The organism is Acinetobacter sp. TY2, from assembly GCF_046269225.1.
In the GTDB taxonomy this organism is placed as follows: domain Bacteria; phylum Pseudomonadota; class Gammaproteobacteria; order Pseudomonadales; family Moraxellaceae; genus Acinetobacter.
Window position 1 is genome coordinate 53,761 of the sequence record NZ_JBJZOR010000004.1, and the last position, 12,410, is coordinate 66,170.

A 12,410-nucleotide genomic window follows, 5' to 3' on the forward strand; every position below is an offset into this window, starting at 1 on the left:
ATTCAAACCACTTCAAAAAAGAAAGTTGGAATGGATGGTCAATCCACAATTCGATTGATATGAAGTCATATTATCAGAATGAATTTTGTATATCAATAATATTGATATATTATTTAAAAAAGTATAAGATTTGCTGATTAAGTTTCGTAATGCGCACTAGGAACTACTTTATTGTCACCTTACAAAGTGAGGTGACAGTGCTAGCGCAATTTGATCAATGCTGATTGCTGACGCGCTCAGCCAAATGGGAAAAGTAGAGAAAATTATTGTTGATGAACAATTCAAAAATGAATGAAGGAATTTAGATTTAAGTGGATTGTTGATTGACATCAAAAGTGCATAGTTGGATGACATAGAATGATTGATTACAGCCCCCACACAAAATACACCGCACAAAAACTTCAAGATAAGGTTACGAGAGGATCATATTTTTATTGCAAATTTATTGTACAAACTGAATTAGGTAAAATTGATATAGAAAAAATTATCCATAAATTAAATGAGCGATATTCATTAAATTTAACCAGTCGGCAAAGAACTTATCGATTAAAACAAGGATTCCCTGTTGCTGATCTCATTATTCAAGACATTCTTTATAAAGATGCGTGGTTATTTATCTTGTTGATTAAAACCCCTAATAGTCATCGTCACAGCAAAGAAACGATAGGCAAAGTCACTTCAACAACCAGTTCAGCATATACATCAAAAGATAAAATTGCTGAACTTGAACCTGTCATCTGGGACAAAATTACAGTCGAGCAAGAATTAACTTTTATCCGTCATTACTATAAAGACAATGAACAGTTTAATTTCGTATTGAATAAGCCCTATTTAAGCTTGGATTTTGGGAAATGTGAGGCTGAATTAGTAAGGTTAAGCCATAAAAAATATGCTGAACATCAAACTAAGTTTTACCGTAAAAGTAATAAGAATTTCTCATGGACGTGGCGATTTAAAAAAACTGAAATAGAAAAACAAAAAAGAGAATTAACACAAATACTCAATCGAGTTATTTCGCAGAAAGATCAGACCAAAGCGGGAAATGATCTTCTTGCATGGCAGCATTATTTCAAAGTTTATGCTGTATTCAGGGGTAATCGACAACAAGCGGGACGTTTATACACCTTTGGAAAACTATTTTTTTTCAGTCGGAAAAGACAACGATGGGATCAGGCTCAAATGCCAATGATGGACTTAACAATCATCGTGCGGTATGAAACATATGCAAATTCTTATACTGAGTATTGTATGCGTAGATATTTCTATGAATCTTTTGAAGTCGAACTTCCACGAGAGATTTCAACAACGGAAAATTGGCAGTTGATCAGTGAATACATTGAGGCACAAGGTTTATAAATGAATATCAAATATTCTTATTAATGCAAATTCACATATCAATTTTACTAATATTTAAATTGATTTTATTTATGAAATCTAATACTTCTTTACGTTGTAATTCAGTCAGAAATTGTAGCTGCATAATAATTTCAGCCATTAAATTATCTTCTGTATAGAAATAAGCGACTGGTACTTCTAAAACTTTAGCAATTTTCGTAGCCATCAACAGATCAGGGGCATATTTTCCTGTTTCATACTGATTCATTCGTGCGCTAGCCGAGGCTTCATCAATACCTGCGAGTATTCCTAAACGTTCCTGAGAAAGTTTCTTCGCCTTACGGGCAATTTTTAGACGCATTGAAAACACATTGGAATTATTACGTACCATAGGTATTTGATAATTAATTAAAACTAAGATTCTCTTAGTTTTTAATTGATTAATTACTAAGGATTCCTTAGTATTTTGACCACTTAAATATTAGTTGTGAATTTTCACTAAGAATCAGAGGGTAAGATGAATCAGAATATTTTATTTTTAGCAGTTAGTTTTTTTGCAGTTAATTTAGTCGGTTGTCAACATATACAAACTGTTGCAGATAGTACGACAGGTGCAATATCTAAAGGTATAACTGCATACGATGGATGGGTTAGCAAAGGAACCCAACGCGTATGGGATGAAATGTTAAATAAAGACATACGAAATAAGTTTTTAGTTCTTGCAAGTCGTTCAGATAATAATGTAATTATCTTAAATCAATCACTAATGAATGATAAATTCAAATTAGAAAAACGGACAATGGGCTCAATTTATTTAGAAAAATATATAAATCACGAAGCAAATTTCAATGAAGCAAATCGAAAAATTAACAATGGTATTTATATTTCAGAAAAAGATTTAGCTTCAAAAATGTTTATTGAGCAAGCTCTCGCTAAAGGCCATCAAGTTCGCATGTATAAAAAGAATATTAATAGTGATTTAAATCGTGGATTAGTGCAATCCATTACAGAGTTTAATGGTGCTGCAAATCGTTATGATGTTGATCCTGCATTTGTAGAGTTTGATAAGGATGGTAGCCCTATAGCGATTATGACGCGTTCATGGCAAACAATTTCAGCAATTGGTGTGGATAGTCGTATATACACCAATATTTATTTTACTCAAGATGCCATGCGTTGGTTTGAAAATAATTTCTCAAACCGCTACTTAGAAGATTCCTTAATTCGTACATATAAATAGGAACAAACTTAACTATGTATAGATATGTCATTGCCTTTTTTCCCTAAAATTAATAATCTTTTGCAGATTTTTAGTTTAGTACTCTAACTTTTTAATATTTATAAGAGATTTTTTAATTATGTTTAAAAAAAGATCGATATTGTTAATCATTACTTCATTTTTTGTATTAGCTAGCTGTTCCAAAGATAATAACTCTCAAGAAAAAACTAAAACTCAGGGTAAAGAAGAGATTATCGCTCAGAAATCACCTGAAAAAATAGCGCCAGAAGATGATCCTACTTTAAAAGGTACACCTGTTTTAGGCTTTAAATTAAGAGATTCCACAGTTGATTCAGTGAAGAGGCGATTAAATAATTATAAAATAAATGGTGAGTCTTATGCTGGAGGGCCAGTTTTAGAAAATGATGGTACTGGTTTTGATATAGATGGTCTGCTATTTACTCAGTTTGGTTTTGATAAAAATCAGAATTTAGTTTATGTTTGGATGACAGTAAGTGAAAATAATCATATGTCAAAAGAGACATACAAAAAAATAGTGAGTTATGTGCAGAAAAATAATTATAAAATTATTCGTGAAAAAGCACCTTTTGTAGGGGATCAAGAAACAGTCTTCCTTACTCCAAACAATGAAATGATTACAGTTAGTGCTCCACATATGGGGGGCTTTAAAGTAAATATTGAATATGTTACTCATGAGTTTGGACAGCAAAGATCCCAAATAAATCAAGAAAGCCAACAGAAAAAAAATCAGTCAGAAGCTGCTAATTTTTAAGGAATACATTTGTGAAAAAGTTAATACTACTTACTGCTTTCTCTATACTTTTTACTGCTAGAGCAGAAGCAACTACTCTTCAGCAACAGATCAATAACCGTGTACAAACATCTATAAAAAATTTGAATTTAGAAAGTAAAAAATATTCTACAGATTCAGACTATTTTAAATTTTCTCTAAAATCTAAGGAAATTATCACTGCTGATATTAATCACGATGGAATTAAAGACAAAATTACAGTGCTTAATTTTTGTGAAAAAACGAACTGCCATCCAACAACGATGAGTACAGAAATTGCTGTTTTTCTTGGACAAAAAGGTCAGAAAATTAATTATTTAGATTCAAAATTTTTTGCCATAACAGCCAGTATTCAAAAAGATAGTAAAGGTCATCTCAATGTTCATCAATATGATTATTTTGATGATGATGGGCATTGTTGCCCTAGTCGTTTAACTAAGTTTAATCTTACCGTTAAAGATGGAAAATTATTTTCTAGAAAAATAAATTAAATGGCGGATTCAATCTTTTATTTCAAATGAATATTAATATAATCTAGGATATTTCTTTTATGCCTCATTTTACTAAGATGGCTTTAATATTGTGTGTAACAATAGCTTGTTCATGTGTAATGGCTGCACCACAATTATTCAATACAGAGCTAAAAGGAGCAACACGAGATCAAATTCGCTCGGCTTTACAAAATACCAATGTTAAAGTGATTCGTGAAGATAATAATTACTGGGTAGATAAATACAATTCCAATGCTGTATTAGAGGGTACTACAGAATTAAATTTTGGATATACAGCTAATGGAAAATTTGCTTATGCAGAATATAAATTTCCCGTATTCATGGACTCTGGAAAAATTATAGAAGTTGCAAATTTTGTTTCGTCGAAGTATGGACAACCGAGCCAACGCTCAGGCAACCCAAATCTTGGAGAAGCAAGTTTTACTTGGAATTTTAAAAATGGTATGAGCATTACGGCATATCGTGGTTGGCCTGATACTACAACATATTTGAATTACAAAGATAAAACAAACTATTCAAAAATGAATACTGAAATAGAGGCTGGGCAACAAAGACAACTTCAACAGAAAGCACAGCAACAGGGATCTGCATTCTAGATAAAAATTATGGGTAACATACTCTATAATAATTGAGTATGTTGTCTTATTTCCATGTACACATTAACGTTATTTTATGCACAACTAATATTAATCATAGCAATCCTTGCACAGCTCACTTCAAGATGTAGCTTCACTTCACTTAGCAATCGGTGGAATCAGCCTATATAAAGGGAACCGTGATCACTCATGATTAAAATTAAAGATATAGATTCATTAAAAACATCCTATATATACTTCTTTCCAGTGGTCTTTTTTCCATTTTTGAATATTTATCAATTTAGAAATGATACAGACATTAAATCTTGGTTATTTAGAAATTTACTCGTCAGTATTACTGTTATTTTGATCCCTCTTTTTCTTACTTTAAGCATGCTTATTACCAAGTTTTTATATCAAGATCAGAACAAGGCCACGGAATACCATTCAATAGGTTTGGGGTTGCTATGTTTTACATTTTTGATAGGAAGTAATTATTACCAATTTCAGAAATTTACACTAGATTCTACTCTATCAATTGACTATTACCGAATGGCCCTGATGGTAAGCTTACTAATAGCTTGTTTCATATCAAGTGTGTATTTTACATTGAAATATAGAAAATATTCACAGAAGTACTCGGTCGACTTCAATGCAAAAGCAATGAAATTTATGGTGAGTGTTGCTATACCTTTTTTTATATCAGTAACTACTTTTTTTGTTGTTTAAATTATTAAATTATTAAATATTTTTATAATTTTTTAAATCTCTTAAATTAATATTGATTATAGGTTTATTATGAATAGTGAAAAAATTGCAGAATTATTTAAATTAGATGATATTGATTTTGATCAATGTGGAAGTGCTGAAGAGTATGAGTTGAAGTTATTAAAACAAGCAGATATTTTTTTCTTTGATAATTATTTTAAAAATGAGGAAATATTATTTTTTGCTTTTGATTTTTACTATTCTATAAAGTTGTTAGAGAACAATGAAAACCTAGAAATATTAAAGAATATATTGAAAAATAGTGAAGTATTAAAATATTTTAAAGAAAAAAATTTTGGAATAAAGGAATTAGTATTAATAATTACGGCATTTGATAAATCCACAGACTATTATATATCCACCATTAAAAACCAAGAAAAAAATCAAGATAAAAAAATTCAAGAAATATACAAAAAATATCTTAACTTCATTAATAGTACAGACGATACCTATGATTTCAAGATATGGTATAGAAATCAAATTGAATTATTAACTGCAAATTTATTTTTAGAATTAAGTACAAGGCTCGTAAAAAATGAACACCAAATGAAAATTTGTGAAAATATAACTTTAAAAAATAAATCTAGAGAGTGGGTTTCAGATTTTGAACATGTTTTTTATAAATATATTCAAGATATTTACTACCCAATGATAAATCAAAAAGAGCTTAAAGAAAATGAAAAAAATAAGAAAGAAAATAAGTTTATTCGGGATTTAGATAATATGTTTAACTCTCTAACTAATCATCGAATTTCCTATAAATTTATCTCTGAATTAGTATCAATAACATATAATAAGCAGATGAATGAAAGTCAAATAAAAAAAGTTATATATGATGGCAGCATCAGTACATCAATTACACAATATAAGAAAAAATACATTCATGACCGTGATCATAATATTATAGCTATGGAAATTATTCGAGATAATGATTTTCATATTTAAGCTACACTTCAAATATTTTAGAGTCATATGAGTTAGTGTTTGTCAATATTATCTAGGCTTGAAATTTTAATCGTATCACTAACAGTGTTTAGTGTCCTGTTTTGCTCAATTATGTGAATCTCCATATTGCAAACAGGATTTACTTATGTATGAAATTCATCAACTTATCACCATCTCTCATGATGTTCTTATGACAAATGAGGAGAGATAGAATGCTGATCAAAATTAAAGATGTTTGCCGTATTTTAAAAACAAGTAGAAATACGATATATAACCTGCAACAAAGAGACCCTACTTTTCCAAAACCGATCAAATTCGGAGATAAAAAACAAGCTCGTATTTTTTATCGTGAAAATGAAATAAAAAATTGGGTTTTAAATTTAAATCCTTCGAATTCAGATTTGGAGGGTGGAAAATGAACGTAGAAATCACTTTTAGCGCTCCATTTGCAATAAGCACCGATCCAGTGACAGGTCATAAAACAGAATTTCACTCACTCAATGAATTGATTCAAGGCTGTATTGATGAGCGTAATTTTAAAGTTAAGACTGAGAGCTATATTCATCCAGAATACACAGACTATAACTGTGAAGAATGCTATGCAATTCCCCATGTAAACCCTCATAATTTTTCTGAAGTTGTCGGTTATACGATAAGTGGAACTATTAAAAAATACGATACCGACCAATCACCATATCAGTTGATCGACTCGAAGAAAGTATATTTTGTGATAGGTGAAAAAGGAGTATTTGCAAGCAATATAAATAAAGCATACATACCATATGTGTTGGGCACGGACGATATAGGCTTATTTTTAAAAATTGCAAGATCGAGTGAGGGAGTTGTATTTAATGAAGATATTGATTCAGCATATCAGATTATAAATAGTGGTATGCCTGAAACAACATTTAGAGCTATGGCTGGTTTTAATGAACCAAAGCAAAATCAGGACTTATTTGTGAAATTGGATGAGAGTTTTAAGTCACTTCAAGCCAAACAAATAAAGCAATTTTTCTTAGAAAAAATTAACGCGCTAAAGCAAGCGATTAGTCCTGAAAAATTCATTCAAATCTCCACAAATCAATGGGGAAAACTGATACCGCTTGTACACGCAGAATCATCAGCAAATGCTGCTTATCCTGTTGATGCATTGCCACCACTAGCCAAGGAGGCAGTTATAGCTATTTCTGAACATGTTCAAGCCCCCATTTCCATGACCTCTCAATGTGTAATTGCTACGATGTCACATATCGCTCAGGCTAAAGTGAATGCACCGCATCCCTTTAGCCCTCAAGGTGAGCCATGCAGCTTATTTTTGCTGACTGAGGGCCAAAGTGGAAGCCGCAAGAGTACAAGCAGAAATTTGGCAGATCAGGCAATCATTAAACATGAACGTAAACATTATGAAGCATACCGCTGTGAGCTTGAACAATGGAAAAGCGCACAGGCTGGACTGCCTAAAAAGGAACGTGAAGCATATTGTGCTGAAAATCCACCACCCAATGATCCAAGTACCCTTTATAGCGATATAACTCTTGAGTCTATTGCAGGTTTATATATTGATGGTATTTTGAATAATGCATCCATTGCAAGTGATGAAGCAGGTCAGTTTTTTGGTGGTCATAGCATGAAAGCTGATACACGTAATCAAGCACTAGGAGGCTATGCAAAGCTATTTGATGAGGGTTTTGTGGAGCGTACACGGTCTAAGTCAAACATGAACGGAAGCGGCCGAGCTTATGACACTCGATTGTCTTTTAGCTTACAAGGGCAACATGAAGTCCTAGCAGATGCGCTAAAAGACCCCGTGTTAAGAGGTCAGGGCTTTTTGCCAAGATTTATCTTAACCATTCCTGAAAATTTAGCAGGTACACGCCTACAGGACGCAGCCTATAGAAATAAGAATGTAAGTACCGACCACAGGCTTATCGCCTACTGGACACGGTGTGAGTATTTGCTCGATGACTGCCCTCAGATTAAGCCTGAATATGAATTACACAATGGTCGCTACGTTCTATCTATGAATGATGGAGCAAGAGAAATTGATGCAGCCTTCTATAATATCTTTGAGGAGTTGCAAGCCAAAGGCCAGCGTTATGAATTTCTACAAGCATTTGCCAGTCGTGCTAGTCAATTAGCACGCCGCCTAGCTACTGTATTCGCTTATTTTGAGGGCTTGCAGTGTATTGATGCGAAAATATTAAAAGGTGCTTGTGAGGTTATTAAATATTCATTAAATGAATGGTCAATGTATGCAGATATTGAAATTAAAGCAGAAAGTGAAGCTGAACGGCTTGTTAAATGGCTTATAGGTAAATGTGTGCAGCAAAAAACTGACAGACTTACTTACTCTTATATGCAGACTTCATGCCCTAGACCGATGCAGAAAAATAAGAATCTTTTAGAAATGATTATTCAGCAATTAGAAGACTCGAATTATTTAAAAGTTGAAATACTTAATAAGAAGCGCCTAGTCGTTTTAAATCCACTTTTATTAGGAGAAAGTGACTAAGTGACTAAATTAGCTTGAAAGCCTTGCTATTAAGGGCTTTCAAGATGGAAATTAGTATTGTACTAGATGACTAAGTGACTAAAAGGATCGCTAAATAGCTATTTCACTTAGTCATTTAGGCAGCACTTGGCAAGTACTAGCTAAATACAAAGCCTTATACAGCAATGATTACAGGCTAATTTAGTCATTTAGTCTGTTTAGAACAATCGCTAACATCTACCAGAATATTATTTATTGAATGATGATGTTCAATTAGTGCTGAATCGGTTCAACTCTTAACTTCAAGAAAATAAACACAAAAAATAACAAAAATAACCTATGTATCCAAGTTTGTATCTTTTTTTATTCAGCTAAAGTAATTGTTTTTAAAACAATAGCTTAAATTAAAGTATGGTAACGTCTGGGCCCACCAAATAAAACAACCACTTAGGTGCATTAATCCTAAGTGGTTTTTTAATATTTGAATCCATGTAAGCCTTATGTAAGCATTCAATAAAGTGAAAGTCAAAATGCCAATGCTTAAACGAATTAAATTGAAATTTCTTTGCATATTTAAGTTTAAGAACTTTTAAAGATTGTTCAAAATCCCCTTCTGCTTCTAAATATTTTTCTTTTACCTTGGGTAATGGTTTAGAGCGGGGGTTTATTTTCAGTGGACGTTTCTTATTTTTCCAAAAGTAGTCGTCTGCATCCATTAAAAAACCCGCAATGTACGGGATTTTTTATTTATCTTTATCCATGGAGTGTGGAGATGTTGCTTTATCTTGCTGACTAGTATCTGTATCCCGCTTTTGACAAGCAGTTAGACCAAATAATAAGACCAAGCTAAGTATTGTAAAATATTTCATAGCTTCCATCCGTTAAGGTTAGAACTAAAAGTTATCAAATATTTTCTGCGGCAATGTTGTATTTGTGAAAACTATAACTTTTTTAAATAAGGCAATTAGCTATCCGCAGGTAATCATCTAAAACCACAAATACAATCTTTATCACAATTTTTTCAAGCTGATCTTCAGTTGAATCATGGTATTAGCACTTGCTATTAATTCACCATACCACAACTCCATATTATTTTTAAGAATATATCAAATGAAAACATATACATTTATTTAGGTGCAAAACGCCCTATTGAAGGTTTATAAAATCATAATTGACTATTTCTTGCTTCAACTAATAAATCACTAAAATAGTTTTCTGTAAATGAAGGCACATATCTTGTTGTAACTGGCTTACCCTCTATAATTTTCTTCGCCCAACATCCAATATCTTCTATATGGCTTTCTGACCAATTATTTTTAATTGCCCACTGAGTTATCTCTTCAACAATCAAAACTTCATTATGTTGATGTAACCATTTTAAAAGGTACTTGATAAATGATTCATCAGCTGGATGTCCAATAATAACTGAAGTATTCATTCGAAAATTTATTCTTTTTAGGACTACTTTAATTAAAGGTGTCATCTTATAGTTCTCATTATTTTACTAGAACTGCACTTTCTCACAAATTCAATATTTTTTCAAAGAAAAGTTAAATTTTTAAATTAACTTATTATTTTCAATTTCTTAAATTAAACAATATGTTATTTTAATATAATAAAAAGCCCATCTTTCGATGAGCTCTAAAATTTACAGCAATTCGATTAAGAGAAATCTAGCCCTTTCTCAAAGCCTCTTAACTCATGACGAGCCATTGCTAAATTCGACTTTGAACGATCTAAAACTACGTATAGAAATAAATTATCATTTGTTTCTAATGGACGAATAATGTGGTACTGCTTACCCAATGTTATTAAAACATCTTCAATTTGATCTTGTAAATTTAAAACCTTAACAGTTTTACGTTTAGCACGAATAACTTCCGTATTTCCTGCTGCTGCAAGCTCTAAATCAATACCATTCCCTATTGCTGCTAATGATAAACCACTATCACTATCTACAAGTGCAGCCGCAATAAAACCATCAATATCGTTTAAAGACTCTAGACTAATTCTAGCCATCGTATATTCCCCCGCAAAAAAATTTCATGAAATATAAAATTATACTTTTATATACATTTCAATTTTACCATGTAGGGGCTTAAATTACATGAATAATCCACTATCATAATAAATAAAGCCTGGCTTCAAGGGCTTCTTTTTGTGTGAAATCTATACTTTTGGAAAAACATGTCACTTCTTATCGTATTAAATATCGTTTTATCCACAACTTGTTATACAGCAATTCTCCGTGAACCAACACACTAGCCTACAATCGCACAAGAATAATCGCTGTTGTATTATTTACTTTTTTGCATGTCACAAGCACCTTGTATAAAGTTTAAGCATTAAAAAGCCCACCTATTTCTAAGTGGGCTCAACCAAATCATTTGCGCTGATTCAGGTTGCGTTATGCGGCTCGCATTATATATACTTCGATTAAAGATGTATATAAAATATATCTTATAAATACTGCATAAATAAAAACCGCCTTTGGGCGATTTTAGATATGTTTTCTTTCTAAGCCCCCTAATTTAATACCACGAAAATCTTTAAAGTTTTTTCCATGTCATGTTGCTCATAGTATTACTGCTTTTAGCTTTACCTTGAACTTTAAGCTGATCTCCTGATACGCTTAAGCGAGCATCAATATTGTAGACCTGACCATCCTGTGTATTAATCCAAACACCTTTACGAAAGCGCTGTTTATCACTATCAGCAACAAGTCCTCTTAACGTCTCCATTCCAAAAATGGGTTGATCCTTCAGAGCACCTTGGCATTTAACACATGTTTCAGAAATTGATTTACCGAGCAACGGATAATTCTTAGTGACAACAGCACTATACTGCTCTGTTTTCGAATCTTTACGAACTACAATATCTGAAATATAAGATCCAGTCCTGTCATCTATAACCTTCCATGTACCAATTAATGGATCAAAAGGCATGGCATTTAATGGATTGGTAAGTCCCAACAATAGTGCAATCGCACTCAAAAATTTAAAATTCATATAAAAATAATTTACAGTTAAGTTAAAAAGAAGCACAAATGTGCATAAAACGTGAAGGATTATAACAATAATTTTTTAGAATGATAAAAATTGATTAAAATTAAATATATACCTAATATTTTTCTTCTAAAATCTAACCTAGTAACTGCAGTGGATATTTTTTGTCATCTAAATGTTAATACACCTTTATCTATCATTTCAGATAGTTAAGATGCTATTTCCAATATTTAAACCTAAAGACTTTTTAATATGAAATATTTTATTGGCGCTTCAATGATTGCATTAGCATTGGCTGGTTGTAATTCATCTCCTACACAAATAGCTATGCCTGTAGAAAATGTGCCAAGCATTCCAATTGAAACTCAGGTGATTAACTTTGTTGGTCCAATGGATCTAACTATTCAACTAAAATCTTCTGATAATTTTGAAACAGCTATAATGACTGATAACTCAGATCGAGTTATTCATTTAAAAGCTGCAGTATCTGCAAGTGGAGTTCGTTTAGCAAACAATGACGGTGTATCTATACATTTTAAGAATGGTGAAGGTATTGTTGAGTTTGTAAAAGATAAACCTATAAATATTACTGAATATAAGAAATAAGCATTTTACACATTTTAAAAACCCACCACGTGTGGGTTTTTCTTTTATCTACAGATAGTTATAACTCACTTACAGTTGATATTAAAACCAACCATAAAAATATTATTTAGAAAAATAGTGCAATCGACAAACAATAGTTAAAT

The 12,410-nt window shown here is 31.7% G+C and carries 15 protein-coding genes; 9 read left to right on the plus strand and 6 right to left on the minus strand.

What is annotated here, in order from left to right; all coding sequences use genetic code 11:
* Nucleotides 1–357 precede the first annotated feature (357 nt).
* Complete coding sequence (locus tag ACK1JC_RS03365; protein WP_409510439.1) at nucleotides 358–1,356, plus strand: hypothetical protein; 999 nt, start codon at nucleotides 358–360, stop codon at nucleotides 1,354–1,356.
* Between the two features lie 31 nt (nucleotides 1,357–1,387).
* On the opposite strand, the gene ACK1JC_RS03370 is transcribed toward ACK1JC_RS03365, so the two are convergent.
* Complete coding sequence (locus ACK1JC_RS03370) at nucleotides 1,388–1,726, minus strand: helix-turn-helix transcriptional regulator (RefSeq protein ID WP_409510440.1); 339 nt, start codon at nucleotides 1,724–1,726, stop codon at nucleotides 1,388–1,390.
* Nucleotides 1,727–1,852: 126 nt separating this feature from the next.
* On the opposite strand from ACK1JC_RS03370, the gene ACK1JC_RS03375 reads away from it, so the two are divergent.
* The 7 genes from ACK1JC_RS03375 (at nucleotide 1,853) to ACK1JC_RS03405 (ending at nucleotide 8,677) form a co-directional block, all read left to right on the plus strand.
* On the plus strand, nucleotides 1,853–2,575 hold the full coding sequence (locus ACK1JC_RS03375; RefSeq protein WP_409510441.1) for a hypothetical protein: 723 nt from the start codon (nucleotides 1,853–1,855) through the stop codon (nucleotides 2,573–2,575).
* Between the two features lie 118 nt (nucleotides 2,576–2,693).
* Nucleotides 2,694–3,347: a hypothetical protein gene (locus ACK1JC_RS03380; RefSeq protein ID WP_409510442.1), complete on the plus strand. Its 654-nt coding sequence runs from the start codon at nucleotides 2,694–2,696 to the stop codon at nucleotides 3,345–3,347.
* Between the two features lie 11 nt (nucleotides 3,348–3,358).
* The gene (locus ACK1JC_RS03385; protein WP_409510443.1) at nucleotides 3,359–3,856 is read left to right on the plus strand and encodes a hypothetical protein; all 498 of its coding nucleotides are present in this window, start codon (nucleotides 3,359–3,361) and stop codon (nucleotides 3,854–3,856) included.
* A 59-nt stretch (nucleotides 3,857–3,915) separates the two neighbouring features.
* Nucleotides 3,916–4,473 (plus strand): hypothetical protein, encoded by a 558-nt coding sequence (locus ACK1JC_RS03390; RefSeq protein ID WP_409510444.1) that lies wholly within the window; start codon nucleotides 3,916–3,918, stop codon nucleotides 4,471–4,473.
* A 777-nt stretch (nucleotides 4,474–5,250) separates the two neighbouring features.
* On the plus strand, nucleotides 5,251–6,165 hold the full coding sequence (locus ACK1JC_RS03395) for a hypothetical protein (protein WP_409510445.1): 915 nt from the start codon (nucleotides 5,251–5,253) through the stop codon (nucleotides 6,163–6,165).
* Between the two features lie 212 nt (nucleotides 6,166–6,377).
* Nucleotides 6,378–6,584: a helix-turn-helix transcriptional regulator gene (locus ACK1JC_RS03400; RefSeq protein WP_409510446.1), complete on the plus strand. Its 207-nt coding sequence runs from the start codon at nucleotides 6,378–6,380 to the stop codon at nucleotides 6,582–6,584.
* On the plus strand, nucleotides 6,581–8,677 hold the full coding sequence (locus ACK1JC_RS03405) for a DUF3987 domain-containing protein (RefSeq protein ID WP_409510447.1): 2,097 nt from the start codon (nucleotides 6,581–6,583) through the stop codon (nucleotides 8,675–8,677). Before ACK1JC_RS03400 ends, ACK1JC_RS03405 begins: the two co-directional genes overlap by 4 nt.
* A gap of 383 nt (nucleotides 8,678–9,060) precedes the next feature.
* On the opposite strand, the gene ACK1JC_RS03410 is transcribed toward ACK1JC_RS03405, so the two are convergent.
* From ACK1JC_RS03410 to ACK1JC_RS03430, 5 genes are all read right to left on the minus strand, one after another.
* Nucleotides 9,061–9,372, minus strand: coding sequence for a hypothetical protein (locus ACK1JC_RS03410; RefSeq protein ID WP_409510448.1), 312 nt, complete (start codon nucleotides 9,370–9,372; stop codon nucleotides 9,061–9,063).
* 27 nt (nucleotides 9,373–9,399) lie between these two features.
* Nucleotides 9,400–9,525, minus strand: a complete 126-nt coding sequence (locus tag ACK1JC_RS03415; protein WP_409510449.1) for a hypothetical protein — start codon at nucleotides 9,523–9,525, stop codon at nucleotides 9,400–9,402.
* Between the two features lie 296 nt (nucleotides 9,526–9,821).
* Nucleotides 9,822–10,139, minus strand: a complete 318-nt coding sequence (locus ACK1JC_RS03420; RefSeq protein ID WP_409510450.1) for a DUF1889 family protein — start codon at nucleotides 10,137–10,139, stop codon at nucleotides 9,822–9,824.
* A 179-nt stretch (nucleotides 10,140–10,318) separates the two neighbouring features.
* Nucleotides 10,319–10,675, minus strand: coding sequence for a roadblock/LC7 domain-containing protein (locus ACK1JC_RS03425; protein WP_409510451.1), 357 nt, complete (start codon nucleotides 10,673–10,675; stop codon nucleotides 10,319–10,321).
* A 530-nt stretch (nucleotides 10,676–11,205) separates the two neighbouring features.
* Entirely contained in the window at nucleotides 11,206–11,664 is a 459-nt protein-coding gene (locus ACK1JC_RS03430; protein ID WP_409510452.1) for a DUF2147 domain-containing protein, read from the minus strand.
* Nucleotides 11,665–11,913: 249 nt separating this feature from the next.
* Between ACK1JC_RS03430 and ACK1JC_RS03435 the strand changes: the two genes are divergently transcribed.
* Nucleotides 11,914–12,267 (plus strand): hypothetical protein, encoded by a 354-nt coding sequence (locus ACK1JC_RS03435; protein WP_409510453.1) that lies wholly within the window; start codon nucleotides 11,914–11,916, stop codon nucleotides 12,265–12,267.
* The last annotated feature ends 143 nt before the right edge of the window (nucleotides 12,268–12,410 follow it).